A 16239-nucleotide genomic window follows, 5' to 3' on the forward strand; every position below is an offset into this window, starting at 1 on the left:
AGGATATATAAATAAAATATTTTGCCCAAAGAACAAATCATATTAGGGATTGACCCTGGAACAACCATTATGGGTTTTGGTGTAATTAAAATCCAAGACAAAAAAATGGAACTGCTACAACTCAACGAGCTCAACCTCAAAAAATACAACGACCATTACAGCAAATTGCGATTTATTTTTGAGCGAACCATCGAGTTGATAGAGACTTTTCATCCTGATCATATTGCCATAGAAGCACCTTTTTTTGGTAAAAACGTGCAATCTATGCTCAAGCTCGGACGCGCTCAAGGCACAGCGATGGCTGCTGGATTATCTCGCCAAATTCCCATCACCGAATATTCGCCTAAAAAAATAAAAATGGCCATTACCGGCAATGGTAACGCCAGTAAAGAGCAAGTTGCTGGAATGCTACAAAACTTACTCAAAATCAAAACTTTGCCTAAAAATTTAGACTCCACCGATGGACTTGCAGCTGCAGTCTGTCATTTTTATAATCAAGGTAAAATTCAAGGCTCAAAATCCTATTCGGGTTGGTCTGCATTTGTCAAGAATAACGAAAAGCGAATTTCATGATTTCAGTAAATTATGACAACAACTTATAACATAGCTCAAACTGAGTTTAGCGGTTACTTTTAATCGTCATCTTCTTCTAAGTAAGTCCCGTTTTCAGGTGAAGATGTGGAGCTATCACTTCGTATTTCGGTATGTTGTATTTCACCACCAGTAGTTCCCGTTTCACTACCAAAATACACGACTACAAAGGCAAATATCAGCGTTATGATACTCAAAATTGAATTAACAGATTTTTTCTTAAAACTTGCCCATAAACCCAAAAGGGAAAACCCACCTAAGACATAAGATAAAATGGCTAAAGTTTCTGCACTCTCTTCATGAGTTTCAATGTAATTTTCTGAAACGCCACTTATTTTCTCTACTATATCTTCCGCACTTTCACCTGTATTCATTGCAACAATACTCGAAAGTGCAGCTATAATAAAAATGAGATAAGATGTTCGTTTTACAGCTTCTGATTTTGAAATCAAACCTGTGATCAATACAATTATTCCCACAACAGGAAAAATAATTGGTAAATGATTTACTACTAAATGCCAATGTGCGTCGTTCATGATGATTTATTTTAATTAAACATTAACTCCAAATATATAGCCTACTAAGGCAGAAAGAATCATAGCTATTGTACCCCAAATCGTAATTCGCAATATAGATTTTGATACACTTGAACCTCCTGTTTTAGCAGCAGTTGCTCCAAGAATGGCTAAAAATATAATCGTAAAACCATACAGCCAATATTCTAAACCTTTTAAAGGAGCAAATAGAACCACTAAAAGTGGCAAAACCCCACCAAATGTAAATGCTGCACCAGAAGCAAGTGCCGCTTGAATAGGGTTAGCTTCAGAGATTTCGTTAATCCCTAACTCATCTCTTACATGTGCAGCTAACGCGTCTTTTTCAGTCAATTCAATAGCGACTTTCATAGCCGTCTCTTTTTTTAATCCGCGATTTTCATAAATCTTAGCCAACATATTGAGCTCTTCTTTGGGCATTTCATTCAGTTCAACAGCTTCTCTTTCAATGTCTGCCTTTTCGGTGTCTTTTTGTGAGCTAACCGAAACATATTCACCAGCCGCCATCGACAAAGCTCCAGCAACAAGCCCAGCAACAGTAGCTATAATAATAGGCTCTTGCTCAACACTTGCTGCAGCTACACCAATAGCAAGACTTGAAACAGATATAATACCATCATTAGCTCCAAGCACAGCAGCCCTCAACCAATTACTACGGTTGATATAATGATTGTCTAAATAATTATCAACGTTAAGCGAATCCGCTCTATTACCTTGTTTTTGCAAAATTATTTAATATTAAAAACTTAATACCTAACTCAAAAAGAATCTTAAATTCTATCAAGAAATCAAAGATAAGAAATTACAATCAATAATATTTCAATTTCTTTAACTATATTTTGGCGGTTGCTTGCGTGACTAAGGTCACACAAGCCGGGCTTTCGGCAGTCGCTATACCACGCTTATGGCGTGGCATGAGCTCCAACAAATGCCTCAATCCCTAACCGAGTTTTGAAATTTTAGCACATTTCACAAACACAAAGAAATTAGTAAACAAAACTAATCTTATGAAATTCAGAAAGATTTTCAAAACAAATATTCTACAACATCAACCACACTTTTTAGCTTGACAATTTCAAGTTGATAATTCTTATTTGAAACTTTAGTGCTGTTAGAAATAAATATTTTTTCAAAGCCTAATTTATCTGCTTCAGCAATACGTTGTTCTAATCTTGGCACGGGTCTGACTTCGCCAGCTAAGCCGATTTCTGCTGCAAAACAAAAACGGTGGTTAAGCACTATATCGTGACTTGAAGACAAAATCGCTACAACGACAGCCAAATCTATAGCGGGATCATCAATATTGATACCGCCTGTGATATTCAAAAACACATCTTTAGCACCCAGCTTGAAGCCTGCACGTTTTTCTAAAACGGCTAAAATCATATTCAGTCGTTTGGCATTATATCCCGTAGATGAACGCTGTGGCGTGCCGTAAACTGCCGAACTAACTAAAGCCTGAATCTCAACCATTAATGGTCGCATGCCTTCTAAGGTTGCAGCAACAGAAGTACCGCTTAAGTCGTGTTCTTGGTTGGAAATTAAAATTTTAGATGGGTTTAAAATTTGCTTTAATCCGCCACTTTGCATTTCATAAATACCGAGTTCGTGCGTGGCTCCAAATCTGTTTTTTTGAACTCTGATAATGCGGTATATAAAATTTTGATCGCCTTCAAATTGCAAAACCGTATCTACCATATGCTCAAGAATTTTTGGTCCAGCAAGATGACCTTCTTTGTTGATATGACCTATCAGCAAAACAGGTGTATTGGTTTCTTTAGCATATTTAATCAATTCTGCTGTGCAAGCTCTAATCTGAGAAATACTACCTGGCGAGCTTTCAATCATTTCGGTATGCAAGGTTTGAATAGAGTCGATGATGACAAGCTCAGGTTCAATTTTTTTAATTTGATTGAAAATGCGTTGTGTGGAAGTATCTGCCAGTATAAAACAATTATCATTTGTTTTTTGAATACGGTCTGCACGCATTTTGATTTGCTTGCTACTTTCTTCTCCAGAAACATAAAGGCTTTTTATTGATAGGTGAAGACACAATTGAAGCAATAATGTGCTTTTTCCAATACCAGGTTCACCGCCGAGTAATATTAAAGAGCCTTTTACAATGCCACCGCCAAGAACTCTATTCAGCTCATCGTCTTTGGTAATAATTCTGTCTTCTGTTTCAAAACTAATTTCGCTTAGTTTAAACGCTTTAGGTTGTTTTGTGTTTTGACTTGAAGTGCCTGATGCTTCCCAAGTTTTATCTTGAGACTTACTGATAACTTCTTCAACTAATGTATTCCATTCTTTGCAAGAATTGCATTGACCTTGCCATTTGGGATGTTGAGCACCACAATTTTGACAGAAATAGACTGTTTTTGGTTTAGCCATAATGAATTAATATCCAAAGATTTCTTTAAGTTTATCAGCTTTGTCAAGTAACATATCTTTGGTAATGCCACCAGCTTCTTGATAAGAATAACCAGATTGATAGGCTTTAATGGCTTTTTTAGGTTTTCCTATTTCTTGAAAATATCGTCCAGAAAAATAATCAAAAAGTAGAGTATTTGGATGGTTGCGTTTTGCTATTTTACTGAGGTCTTGATATAATTCCCAATTTTCATTTTTTTCAATAAGTTTAGAAACTTTCATAATATCAGCTATTCTAACTGGTTTTTCTACATCATAGAGGGTGTTTATCAATTCGTATTTGTCTTCAAGATAAGTAACGGGATTTTCAGCTTTAGATAATTTTTTTTTAAATTCAACATCATCAATCGGGGTGTAAGGTTCAAAAATTTTGTTTAAACTATACGGTAATCCATAAGGCACAAGAGAGTAGTGGTTAGTATTTTCAAAAGATTTATAACTTATTGAGACCAAATCATTTTCTATAGTGCTGAAGGTTTCGTTAAGTTGCTCGGTTTTAGCTTTTAGGAATGGCAAATCATTGCTACCAGTAGTTAAGCTATACCATATTTTTTCTTTAGAATTTTTTAATTGTTCTTTGATAAAAGGAATTAAGGCATCAGGTATATCTGGGCTTAAATTTATAAAACCTTGAAACTGTATTTTGTTTGAAAACAAAAAGAAATTCATAAAATTAGCCATATAGTCATGACCTACAACTACCGCGAAATTTCCTATATTATAGTTTTCTCTCATATATTTTAATATTTCTAACTGTATAAAATCAAAAAATTGTGCTCCAGTGCCTATGGGAAGAAATTCTTTTTTGTCAAATCTACCATCATCCATTCGACTACCAACTTGATTAATACCTACAACAAAAGCTTCGGGTATTTCTTCCCAATAGCTTAAATAATCTACAATTCCAGCAACGGGTTCAAAAAGATAGTCTCCATCAAAAACAAAAATCAAAGGGTATGTTTTTTTGTTATCAGAATCATAATTACGCGGGATTTGTAATTTGAGCTGCCTTGTGCTTTTTAAAATTTTTGAATTGACTTCAATATATTCTATTTGTGCTTTACAAAACTGTGATTGCAGAAAGATTATAATTAGGCTAAGGACTATTTTTTTCATAGCTAAAAATTTGTCCACTAATTTATGATTTTTTGCTGACAAATGTCAAAAGTAATGCAGAAATAGACCCAGCTAAAATCACAAGCAGTGTTTGAGCAGTCCAAAGCACCCAACCAAAGGCTTGACCAACATCTACTGGAACATCATATAATTTGTAAACTGATGCTATTGCAAGCGGATACAAACCTATGCCACCGCTGGTGAGCGACATGGCAAAAGTGCCAGCTATAAAGCCAACCAACGCAGCACCGATGGAAATATTTTCAGAGCCAACTATGGCATATTTTATTACCCAAAACATCGCGATATAGAGTAACCAAATAATTAAAGTTTGTGCGATAAATGACCACTTTTGTTTTAACTTAAAAACGGTTTTTATCCCTTGTAAAAGGCCATAGATAAAATCTTTTAGTTTTAGTATAATGCGGTTTTTTGTTGTTTTGATAAGCCTATAAAAAACAACAATAGTAGCTATCAAGATACTTAAATAAATCAAAGTATTTAATGGATTAACTTCACTGATGTTTAAATAGTTCAGCAGTTGGTCTGTTTGAAATATCAAGGCAATCCCGATGATGATAAGCAGAACTATAAAATCAATTAATCTTTCTGTAATTATCGTTCCAAAACTTTGTTCAAAGCTTAATGGGCTAAGACTGGCATAACTGGCACCTCGTAAAACTTCGCCAGAACGCGGAATGCCTAAGTTGGCCAAATAACCAAACATAACAGTGTAAAAACAGACTGAAAGTTTAGGTGTATCTCTTAATGGTTTAAGTAAAAGTTTCCATCGGTTTGCTCTAACTATGTGCGAGATTAGACCCAATAGGATAGACATCAAAACCCAGAATAAATTAGCATTTTTAATATTTTGCCAAATTAGCTTTCTTTCAAGTGGAGTAGTGTCTGCTATTGAATACCAGACAAAAAACACACCTAGGCTTAACGGTATAATGATTTTAAGCCATTTTGCCAAACGAGATTTTGCCATGATTTATTTTAAAAGATTGTCTTCGTCTGGGAAAATGATTGACGGGCTAAAATTCTTTGCTTCATCAACGCTCATGCTTGCATAAGTCATCAAAATAAGAATATCGCCAGGTGATACTTTTCTTGCGGCTGCACCGTTTAGCGTTATTTCTCCACTTCCTCTTGGTCCCGGAATAGCATAAGTTTCTAATCTTTCGCCATTTGAGTTGTTAACAACTTGTATTTTTTCGCCATCAATAATATTTGCAGCATCCATTAAGTCTTGGTCAATGGTTATACTGCCGATATAATTTAAATCTGCACCAGTTACTTTTACACGATGTATTTTTGATTTTACGACTGTAATTTGCATTTTTTTTAGTTCAAGGGCATGTTATCAATTAGTCTAACTTCATTACAATATGCGGCAATGAATGCACGATATTTTTTAGTTTCAATGAAATCTTGAGTTGGAATCAAATCCTCTTCATCAGCAATTTCAAAATATTCTAATTTAAAATTTTCTTTGTGATTAAAAATACTTTTAACCTTTTTTTTGATTTCTGAAATCGAATTTTCTTTGAAATGAGTTTTAGCTAGATTTAAGCATTTAAAAATGATACTTGCTTCTGATTTTTCATCATTACTCAACAATTTATTTCTTGAGCTTTTAGCTAGTCCATTAGGCTCGCGGTAAGTTTCACAACCGATAATATCAACGGGTTGGTTAGTGATTTGAACTAACTTTTTGACTATAGCAAGTTGTTGGTAATCTTTTTCTCCAAAATAAGCTCGATGAGGTTTTACCAACTCAAAGAGTTTTTTTAAAACAGTGCCTACGCCTTGAAAGTGTCCTTGTCTATATTGACCTTCCATATATTTTGATATTATCCCAAAATCAAAATTTTCTGTTTGTGGGCCATTAGGGTAAATATCATCAACATCAGGTGCATATATCAAAATATCACGCCCAAGTTGCTTTATAGCTTCCACGTCTTGTTCAAGATTTCTAGGGTAATTTGATAAATCTTTAGGATTGTTGAATTGTGTGGGGTTTACAAATATAGAAACTACCGTTATATCACACTCTGATTTTGCTTTGCTTATGAGTGATAAATGACCATCATGCAATGCTCCCATTGTAGGAACTAAACCAAGCATTTTTGGTTGCCCTTTACCAATGGATTTTTGAATATCTAAACTTGACTTTAAAAGCACAGACCTCTATTTAATTTTAGTGCAAAACTAACATTTTAAGCTTAATCCACATAAATTTTTGTAAATTTGCATTTTCAAAATCTCCAAAAGAATTTAAATAAGTTTCTATGAAAGATAAACGCGTTCTTTTTGTTTCATCAGAAGTTGTTCCTTATCTCCCAGAAAATGATATGTCCACCATGTCTTTTGAAGTTCCAAAAATGATAAATTCTGTAGGAGGACAAACTCGAATTTTTATGCCACGTTTTGGCAACATCAACGAAAGAAGACATCAACTTCACGAGGTTATCAGATTGTCAGGGCTTAATATGGTGGTTAATGATTTAGATATGCCACTTATCATAAAAGTTGCTTCTATACCTAAGGAACGAATGCAAGTGTATTTTATTGATAATGAAGACTATTTTAAACGCAAAGCGATGTATAGCGATGAGGAAGGTGAGCTTTTTGAAGACAATGATGAACGGGCTATTTTTTTTGCAAAAGGAGTTATAGAAACCGTCAAAAAACTGAACTGGGCTCCAGATATCATTCATGTTAATGGTTGGATGGCATCACTACTTCCGCTTTATCTTAGAAATTATTATGGCAATGAACCGCTTTTTAATACTTCAAAAATTGTTACTTCAGTTTATAATAACAGTTTTGAGAATCAACTAAGCCAAAACATGATCAAAAAAGTGATGTTTGATGGTATTGATGCTGATAAAGTAGAATTTTTAAAAACACCAAATTATAATAATTTGATAAAATTAGCGATTAGTTATTCAGATGGTATTATAATTGGCAGCGAAGAATTATCTAATGAAATACAAAATTTTATCAAAAGTCAAGATAAACCCGTATTAAATTATCGCTCAATTGAAGAATTTACTCAAGCCTATCAAGATTATTACTTAAAAGATATTTTAAATGAAGAGATTGATTAAACTGAAAACGAAAATTAAAATTACTATTGGTCTTGTTTTTGTCTTATTCGTTTTCACCTCCTGTGAAGATGATTTTACCACCTTAGGGAGTGGTTTTATTAATAGCTTGAATTTACCAGAGCCCTATGTCGTACAAAATTTAGCAGCTTATAGTGACAATATATTATCAGTACAGTCTAATACTTTAAATAACTATCTTCTAGGAAACTATCAAGATCCAGTTTTTGGAAGCTCAGAAGTTAGCATTTTAACACAATTAGAACTTCAAAACACTAACCCTGATTTTGGTCAAGATCCAGTTTTAGATAGTGTAGTGTTTACATTACCTCTATACAGTTCACTGATAGAAACAAATACTTATCAGCTTGATTCTGTTTTTGGAGATGGCAGTTTCAAAATTTCTATTTTTGAATCTAATCAATTTTTGAATGATATTGACCCTGGTGAAAATGGAGAGTTTGAAACTCCTCAGCGTTATTATTCAGACCAATTTTCAGAGTTTGAAAACAATATAGAGAGTAATCCATTAATAGTTTCTGAACAAATAACACCCTCAGAATTAACTGAGACTCAAATTCTCTTTGACCAAATTGACACCACAAATGTTGATACCCTTAGAGTTTCGCCTAGAATAAGAATCAAACTCCCAAATGAATTTTTTCAAGAAAAAATATTAAACAATCAAAATACGGTTAATTTGGTTAGCCAAAGTAGTTTTAAAAACTTTTTGAGAGGACTTTACATCAAAACTGAGCAACATACCAATGGCGGTGCAATGATCAATCTCAATTTAAACAATCAAGATGCAAAAATCACATTGTATTACAAATCTTTAAGACCAGCACCAAGTTTGGAAGTTGAAAACAACAACGAATTAATAGAAACCTTTAATAAATTTAACTTAAAATTTGCTGGTAATATTGTTAACTTTTACGAAAATGATAACACCATAGATTTAGCTTTACAAGACACTATCAACGGTGAAGAAAATCTATTTGTAAAAGGCGGTCAAGGTATAGTAACAATTGTAGATCCTTTTAATGGTCCTGATAACGACGGCAATGGTGTTGCAGATGAAATTGATCAGTTAAGACAAAACAATTGGTTGATTAACGAAGCTAATTTAATTTTTTATGTGAATGAAAATTTAGCAAATACTCAAGTTAATAAACCCAAAAGGATACTTGTTTTTGATGCTGACCATAACAGAGTTTTGGTTGACTATAGTTTAGACCCTAGTGCAAGTAACAATCCTCTTATTTCGCGGTTAAATCATTTAGGTCCACTGCAAGAAGACGAAAATGGCAATGCTTTTTATAAAATAAGACTTACAAATCATATCAATAATATTATCAACAACGATTCTACTAGTACCAAAATAGGAGTTGTTGTTACGCAAAATGTAAATCAAGCTAGAATATTAGACATACGCGACAGTCAACTCGACCAAGTTGAAACCTATATTGAAAGCTCAATATCTACGCCAAGAGGAACCGTATTTCACGGCAATCTATCTGCAGATGAAGAGAAAAGATTAAAACTTCAAATATATTATACTGAACCTAATTAATTAATAACTAACCTAAACTATTATTATGTGTGGAATTGTTGGATATATTGGACACCAAGATGCTTATGAGATTATACTAAAAGGTCTTCAACGACTTGAATATAGAGGCTATGATTCTGCTGGAATAGCTCTTTATGACGGTCAAAATTTAAACATTTGCAAAACCAAAGGAAAAGTTGCCGAACTAAATCTCAAATGCACAAAAGAACACTTCAGTAAAGGTAAAGTCGGTATTGGTCACACAAGGTGGGCAACTCATGGAAAACCAAACGACCTTAACTCTCATCCTCATCTTTCAAACTCAGGTCGATTAGCTATTATTCATAATGGAATAATAGAAAATTATGATGCTATAAAAAAAGTATTAGAGAATAGAGGGTACAATTTCAAATCAGAAACCGACACAGAAGTTTTAGTCAATCTTATTGAAGAAGTGATGACTAAAGAAGATGTCAAGTTAGGCAAAGCTGTTCAAATTGCTTTAAATCAGACTGTTGGTGCTTATGCAATAGCCGTTTTTGATAAAGAAAAACCAAACGAAATTGTTGTTGCTAGATTAGGAAGTCCTTTAGCTATTGGTGTAGGCGATGATGAATACTTTATTGCCTCTGATGCTTCGCCTTTTATAGAATACACAAAATCAGCCATTTATCTTGAAGACGGTGAAATGGGCGTGATAAGACTAGGCAGAGAACCCAAAATAAGAAAAATAAAAGATGACAAATTAGTTGACCCATATATTATTGAACTCAAAATGAGTTTAGACCAAATCGAAAAAAGTGGTTACGACCATTTTATGCTCAAAGAAATATACGAACAGCCCACAGCTATAAAAGACACCTTTAGAGGTCGAATGCAGGCAAAAAAAGGATTTGTAAAAATGTCTGGTGTTGATGATTATTTAGAAAAATTTTTGAACGCTAACCGAATTATAATTGCAGCTTGTGGTACATCTTGGCATGCAGGTTTAGTTGCTGAATATATTTTTGAAGATATTGCAAGAATTCCTGTAGAAGTTGAATACGCATCAGAATTTAGATACCGAAATCCTGTTATCGATAAAAACGACATTTTGATAGCGATTTCTCAAAGTGGAGAAACTGCTGATACTATGGCTGCCATCAAATTGGCTAAAGAAAATGGTGCATTTGTTTTTGGGGTATGCAACGTTGTTGGGTCTTCTATTTCAAGAGAAACTCACGCTGGTGCATACACACATGCTGGTCCAGAAATTGGTGTAGCATCAACCAAAGCCTTTACAACACAAATCACAGTTTTAAGTTTAATAGCCCTTAAATTAGGCAAAGCCAAAGGAACTATTTCTAACTCTGATTTTCATTCATATCTAAATGAAATGGAATCTATCCCTGGTAAAATAGAAATAGCACTTAAACAAAACGATCACATCATAAAAGTAGCTGACAATTACAAACTTGCTAAAAATTGCCTCTATCTCGGTCGAGGTTATAATTTTCCCGTGGCTCTTGAAGGTGCTTTAAAATTAAAAGAAATCTCATATATACACGCCGAAGGTTATCCTGCTGCCGAAATGAAACACGGGCCAATTGCTTTGATAGACGAAGAAATGCCCGTTGTTGTTATAGCAACTCGAAAAGGTCACTACGATAAAGTGGTCAGCAATATTCAAGAAATTAAATCAAGAAAAGGGAAAATTATTGCTATCGTTACCGAAGGAGACAGCATTGTTAAAAATATGGCAGACCACGTCATTGAAGTGCCAGAAACTTTTGAAGCTTTTACACCTTTATTGACTACAATTCCTTTGCAATTACTTTCATATCACATCGCCGTGATGTTAGGAAAAAATGTTGACCAACCTAGAAATTTAGCCAAATCGGTTACCGTTGAATAGTTGAATTTTTATGGATTTGAAGTCTAAATTTATTTAAAAATTTTTCGATTTATTTTGACATAAAACCCCTATATTTGCAAACCAAAAATTTAAAATAAAATCATAGCTAATGTCTCAAACAAAAGGTAAGATTGCACAAATCATAGGTCCTGTGATTGATGTGGCTTTCGAAAACAGCAAAGATTTACCACAAATTTACGATTCTTTAGAAATTAAACGTAAAGATGGTTCCACACTTGTGCTAGAAGCTCAATCTCATATTGGTGATAATATCGTTAGATCTATCGCTATGGATACCGCAGATGGTCTTTCAAGAGGAACAGAAGTTATCGCTACAGGCAACCCAATTCAAATGCCTGTCAGTAAAGATATTTTTGGAAGACTGTTCAACGTTACTGGCGATGCTATCGATGGCATGGACAATCTACCTAAAGACGGCAAAAACGGCTTACCAATTCACCGCGATGCTCCTGATTTTGAAGACTTATCTGTGTCAACTGAAGTCTTGTTTACAGGAATTAAAGTTATTGACTTAATTGAACCTTATGCCAAAGGTGGTAAAGTAGGATTGTTTGGTGGTGCTGGTGTTGGTAAAACAGTTTTGATTCAAGAATTAATCAACAATATTGCCAAAGGTCACGGTGGTTTATCTGTATTTGCAGGTGTGGGAGAAAGAACACGTGAAGGAAATGACTTGCTCAGAGAGATGCTTGAGTCTGGTATTATTAAATATGGTGATGATTTTAATGAATCTATGGAAAACGGCGGTTGGGATTTATCCAAAGTTGACAAAGAAGCTTTGAAAGATTCAAAAGCTACTTTTGTATTTGGACAAATGAACGAACCACCAGGAGCTCGTGCTCGAGTAGCCTTATCAGGTTTGACCATTGCAGAATATTTTAGAGACGGTGCTGGTGATGGACAAGGTAAAGACGTCTTGTTTTTTGTTGACAATATTTTCCGTTTTACACAAGCGGGTTCTGAGGTATCGGCTTTGTTAGGTCGTATGCCATCTGCAGTGGGTTATCAACCTACTTTAGCAACTGAAATGGGTGCGATGCAAGAACGAATCACTTCGACAAAAAATGGTTCTATCACATCGGTTCAAGCGGTTTATGTGCCAGCGGATGACTTGACTGACCCTGCTCCAGCTACGACCTTCTCTCACTTAGATGCTACAACTGTTCTTTCTAGAAAAATTGCTGAACTCGGTATTTATCCTGCAGTTGATCCTTTAGATTCTACCTCCAGAATTTTAACCGCTGAAATATTAGGTGAAGAACACTACAAATGTGCTCAACGTGTTAAAGAGTTGCTTCAACGTTACAAAGAATTGCAAGACATTATTGCCATTCTCGGTATGGAAGAATTATCTGAAGAAGATAAACTTGCCGTATCTCGTGCAAGACGTGTACAGCGTTTCTTATCTCAACCTTTTCACGTGGCTGAACAATTTACTGGTATGCCAGGTGTTTTAGTTGACATAAAAGATACTATCAAAGGTTTTAATATGATTATGGATGGCGAATTAGATAAATATCCTGAATCAGCTTTCAACCTTAAAGGAACCATTGAAGATGCGATTGAAGCTGGTGAAAAAATGTTGGCTGAAGAAGACTAAAATTAGTCTGCAGTTTACAGTGAGCGATCATTAAATCACTGGAAACTAAAAACTGAAAACTGAAAAACTATGCATTTAGAAATCGTTACACCAGAACAAATTTTGATCAGTCAAGATGTTGATTCGGTTACTTTACCAGGAAAAACAGGTGAATTTCAAATTTTAAATCAACACGCTCCAATCATCTCGACTTTAGACAAAGGTTTAATTAAATTAGACAAAACAGTTGACATTAATGACAAAGTCAAATCATTTTTTGAAGAAACTAACGATAAATTAACTTTTGAAATCAAAGGTGGCGTTGTGGAATGCAAAGACAATAAAGTCATTGTGTTAGTAGATTAGCTTTATTCTTTATAACTTTTTTAAAAATCTGGTTCTGTTTAGAATCGGATTTTTTGTTTAAACTTGTAACAATTTTTATAAGCTTAATACTAACCAATAAATCATTTATATGTTTAAACGATTTGTGTCTCTTCAATGGAAGCAATTTAGAAGGTCTTCTTATTTTGAAGCTGCCATTGCCATAAAGATTTTAATGATTCTGGGGATTTTATACTTTGCTGGTATGGCTATATTAGCTGGAGTTGGAGGCTATTTTATACTTCAAAAGGCCATTCCAGAAGTTGATCCGCTTTTAACTTTAAATCAATATTTAATTTACTGGTTCTTATTTGATCTTGGGATTAGGTATTTTATCCAACAAATGCCCGTCATCAATATCAAACCTTTATTGATTATACCTATCAAACGTAAAAAAGTGGTTCAGTTTTTACTGGGCAAAACAATCCTTTCTTTTTTTAATATTTTGCCTTTATTATTTTTTATCCCTTTTAGTATAACTCTGATAGTCAAAGGTTACCATCCATTATACGTTACCGCTTGGTTTTTTGGGGTTTTAGCATTGATATTTCTCAATAATTTTACCGTTTATCTCATCAATAAAACCAACATCTATTTCTTTATAATCGTCGGTTTAGTCTTAGCATTTATAGGACTTCAACGCTACGAAATATTTGATATTACAGCTTATGCACAAATCTTTTTTTATGGCATGTATAGTCAACCGATTTGGATTTTATTACCTATTCTATTAATGGCTTTAGCGTTTTATGCTAATTATCAATACTATTTAAATCACTTTTACATTGACGGTGCTATTTCTAAAAAAGCCGAAAAAGTCAAAGCTTTAGACTTGAAATTTGTAGATAAATTTGGCAAGATTGCTCCTTTCTTAAAAAACGATATCAAACTCATTCTCAGAAATGCCAGACCTAAGCAAGTTTTACTGACGTCTTTTTTCTTTTTATTTTATGGCTTATTCTTTTTCACTATGGATGTTTACAAAGATTCGCCGGCTATGTTGGCCTTTGCGTCAATGTTTATAACAGGTGGTTTTTTATTAACATTCGGGCAGTTAGTGCCGTCTTGGGATAGCGAATACTACAAGTTAATGATGAGTCAGAATATTCCGTATCGAGAATATTTGAAATCAAAATTGGTTTTGATGATATTTGCCGTTGTGGTATCTACCATATTAAGTTTACCATATCTTTATTTTGGTTGGGATATATACAAATTAATTTTAGCTGGCGCATCTTTTAATATTGGATTAAATTCATTTATCACCTTATATGGCGGTGCTTTAAATCGCGTGCCTGTTGAACTCAACGTCAAGGCTAAAGCTTTTCAAAACACTAATGGTTTTAATGTTACGCAACTCTTAATTAGCTTACCTAAAATTTTAGCCCCAATCATCATTTTTTATATCCCATATAAATTTATCAGTTTTGATGCGGGTATTATTGCCTTGGTTTTAAGTGGTTTACTGGGATTAATTTTTCAAAATCAATTTTTAGACCTTATCGAAAAGCTTTATCAAAAACAGAAATATAAAACCATAGCAGCTTTTGATGAAAAAAAATAAAACACTATGATTAACATTTCAAATATCAGTAAATCTTACAACGGCGTAGAAGTTTTAAAAGTTGAGGAATTGAATATTCCCAAAGGACAAAACTTTGGGCTGGTTGGCAATAACGGTGCGGGAAAAACCACAATGTTTAGTTTATTGCTTGATTTAATCAAACCTACAACTGGTCAAATTACCAATGGCGATATTGTAGTGAGCCAAAGTGAAGATTGGAAACCTTATACTTCAGCTTTTATAGATGAAAGTTTTTTGATTGGCTATCTCACACCAGAAGAATACTTCTATTTCATCGGCGATTTAAGAGGCGTAGAAAAATCTGAAGTTGATGATTTGCTCGCTGGTTTTGAAGATTTCTTTCACGATGAAATATTGAATCAAAAGAAATATTTAAGAGATTTATCTAAAGGGAACCAGAAGAAAGTCGGCATTGTTGCGGCTTTAATTGGCAATCCTGAAGTGATTATTTTAGATGAACCTTTTGCCAACCTTGACCCGACAACACAAATCCGCTTAAAGAAAATACTCAGTGAATTGACCCAACAACAACAAACCACAGTGCTCATTTCAAGTCACGACTTAATGCACGTGACCGATGTTTGCAAACGCATAGTGGTTTTAGAAAAAGGAGAAGTGGTAAAAGACATCAAAACTGATGAAGCTACTTTAAAAGAGCTCGAGCAGTATTTTAGTCAGTAGTTATTTTTTTAAAATATCAATCAACTTTTCGTCAAACTCATCTTTCAAAGCTTTGACCTCATCAACATTGTCATTAGGAATAGTGATAGACAAAACATAATGCTTAATTTTCCATTCTCCATCTACCTGAACCAAAACCCCTGAACCTCTGCAAATACCCATTTGTGTATCGAGCAGTTCGTCAAACCAAGCTGTTTGTTTTGATTTACCAATATAAATATGGCGTTCTAATTTGTGAAACGTCCAAGCTTTACCTCGGTCAAAATAGGGTTTAGCAAAATCAATAAATGCTTGACCTTGCCAATATTCAGTGGCGTCGGTGCCAATAAAAACAGCATCTTCGGTCATTAGATTTTGATAGGTTTTTAAATCGGCTTCTGCGGCAGCTTGATGCCATTTACTAATTTTATAGTCAACTTTTAGCTTAATTTCTTCATTTTGAGCAAATAGTGTCTGTGAAAAAAACAGCACAACAACAATGGCAAAAGATTTTAAAGATTTCATATAAGTATTTTTTTCAAAATAATCAATTTCTAATAATTGGAAAGTTTATTTTCTAAGTTTTTAATCCTTTGCAGAAAGGTTGATCAAAAAAAGAGTTAATAATACAAGTTTTTAAGTCAACTGTGAAAGTTATTTTAAATGTCTCTCGTACATACAGAATCTTTGAAAAACCTGCAAACAATTGTATCATCTACCGAATAAAAGCTCGTAAAAATCTTATTGAAATCATCAACTT

The 16239-nt window shown here is 33.9% G+C and carries 16 protein-coding genes; 8 read left to right on the forward strand and 8 right to left on the reverse strand.

The genetic code is table 11. The annotated features are described in order from the left end of the window. The first annotated feature begins 21 nt into the window (after window positions 1-21). On the forward strand, window positions 22-573 hold the full coding sequence (gene ruvC, locus ACSSV5_RS02865) for a crossover junction endodeoxyribonuclease RuvC (RefSeq protein ID WP_454244689.1): 552 nt from the start codon (window positions 22-24) through the stop codon (window positions 571-573). Window positions 574-632: 59 nt separating this feature from the next. On the opposite strand, the gene ACSSV5_RS02870 is transcribed toward ruvC, so the two are convergent. The 7 genes from ACSSV5_RS02870 to panC all read right to left on the reverse strand — a co-directional run bounded on the left by ACSSV5_RS02870 (window position 633) and on the right by panC (window position 6878). Next, the gene (locus tag ACSSV5_RS02870; RefSeq protein WP_454244690.1) at window positions 633-1127 is read right to left on the reverse strand and encodes a hypothetical protein; all 495 of its coding nucleotides are present in this window, start codon (window positions 1125-1127) and stop codon (window positions 633-635) included. Window positions 1128-1142: 15 nt separating this feature from the next. Continuing rightward, window positions 1143-1871: a VIT1/CCC1 transporter family protein gene (locus ACSSV5_RS02875; RefSeq protein ID WP_454244691.1), complete on the reverse strand. Its 729-nt coding sequence runs from the start codon at window positions 1869-1871 to the stop codon at window positions 1143-1145. A gap of 300 nt (window positions 1872-2171) precedes the next feature. Beyond that, complete coding sequence (gene radA / locus ACSSV5_RS02880; RefSeq protein ID WP_454244692.1) at window positions 2172-3536, reverse strand: DNA repair protein RadA; 1365 nt, start codon at window positions 3534-3536, stop codon at window positions 2172-2174. 6 nt (window positions 3537-3542) lie between these two features. Continuing rightward, window positions 3543-4691 carry an alpha/beta hydrolase gene (locus tag ACSSV5_RS02885; RefSeq protein ID WP_454244693.1) on the reverse strand — a complete coding sequence of 383 codons (1149 nt, stop codon included), beginning with the start codon at window positions 4689-4691 and terminating at the stop codon, window positions 3543-3545. A 22-nt stretch (window positions 4692-4713) separates the two neighbouring features. Next, window positions 4714-5682, reverse strand: a complete 969-nt coding sequence (locus ACSSV5_RS02890) for a lysylphosphatidylglycerol synthase transmembrane domain-containing protein (RefSeq protein WP_454244694.1) — start codon at window positions 5680-5682, stop codon at window positions 4714-4716. A 3-nt stretch (window positions 5683-5685) separates the two neighbouring features. Beyond that, window positions 5686-6033 carry an aspartate 1-decarboxylase gene (gene panD, locus ACSSV5_RS02895; RefSeq protein ID WP_454244695.1) on the reverse strand — a complete coding sequence of 116 codons (348 nt, stop codon included), beginning with the start codon at window positions 6031-6033 and terminating at the stop codon, window positions 5686-5688. Between the two features lie 5 nt (window positions 6034-6038). Beyond that, the gene (gene panC, locus ACSSV5_RS02900; RefSeq protein ID WP_211064645.1) at window positions 6039-6878 is read right to left on the reverse strand and encodes a pantoate--beta-alanine ligase; all 840 of its coding nucleotides are present in this window, start codon (window positions 6876-6878) and stop codon (window positions 6039-6041) included. Window positions 6879-6985: 107 nt separating this feature from the next. Here panC and ACSSV5_RS02905 point away from each other — a divergent pair, with 107 nt between their 5' ends. The 7 genes from ACSSV5_RS02905 to ACSSV5_RS02935 all read left to right on the forward strand — a co-directional run bounded on the left by ACSSV5_RS02905 (window position 6986) and on the right by ACSSV5_RS02935 (window position 15500). Beyond that, on the forward strand, window positions 6986-7807 hold the full coding sequence (locus ACSSV5_RS02905) for a glycogen/starch synthase (protein ID WP_454244696.1): 822 nt from the start codon (window positions 6986-6988) through the stop codon (window positions 7805-7807). Beyond that, complete coding sequence (locus ACSSV5_RS02910; protein ID WP_454244697.1) at window positions 7791-9377, forward strand: DUF4270 domain-containing protein; 1587 nt, start codon at window positions 7791-7793, stop codon at window positions 9375-9377. The genes ACSSV5_RS02905 and ACSSV5_RS02910 overlap by 17 nt, the downstream gene beginning before the upstream one ends. A 25-nt stretch (window positions 9378-9402) precedes the next feature. Beyond that, window positions 9403-11250, forward strand: a complete 1848-nt coding sequence (gene glmS / locus ACSSV5_RS02915) for a glutamine--fructose-6-phosphate transaminase (isomerizing) (protein WP_454244698.1) — start codon at window positions 9403-9405, stop codon at window positions 11248-11250. A gap of 109 nt (window positions 11251-11359) precedes the next feature. Beyond that, window positions 11360-12871 carry a F0F1 ATP synthase subunit beta gene (gene atpD, locus ACSSV5_RS02920; protein WP_454244699.1) on the forward strand — a complete coding sequence of 504 codons (1512 nt, stop codon included), beginning with the start codon at window positions 11360-11362 and terminating at the stop codon, window positions 12869-12871. Between the two features lie 69 nt (window positions 12872-12940). Further along, window positions 12941-13216, forward strand: coding sequence for a F0F1 ATP synthase subunit epsilon (locus ACSSV5_RS02925; RefSeq protein ID WP_211064641.1), 276 nt, complete (start codon window positions 12941-12943; stop codon window positions 13214-13216). A 109-nt stretch (window positions 13217-13325) separates the two neighbouring features. Then, window positions 13326-14798 carry a DUF5687 family protein gene (locus ACSSV5_RS02930; protein ID WP_454244700.1) on the forward strand — a complete coding sequence of 491 codons (1473 nt, stop codon included), beginning with the start codon at window positions 13326-13328 and terminating at the stop codon, window positions 14796-14798. 6 nt (window positions 14799-14804) lie between these two features. Further along, window positions 14805-15500 (forward strand): ABC transporter ATP-binding protein, encoded by a 696-nt coding sequence (locus ACSSV5_RS02935; protein ID WP_211064639.1) that lies wholly within the window; start codon window positions 14805-14807, stop codon window positions 15498-15500. On the opposite strand, the gene ACSSV5_RS02940 is transcribed toward ACSSV5_RS02935, so the two are convergent. Then, entirely contained in the window at window positions 15501-16004 is a 504-nt protein-coding gene (locus tag ACSSV5_RS02940; protein ID WP_454244701.1) for a nuclear transport factor 2 family protein, read from the reverse strand. Window positions 16005-16239 lie beyond the last annotated feature (235 nt).

Source organism: Psychroflexus sp. MBR-150, assembly GCF_053628795.1.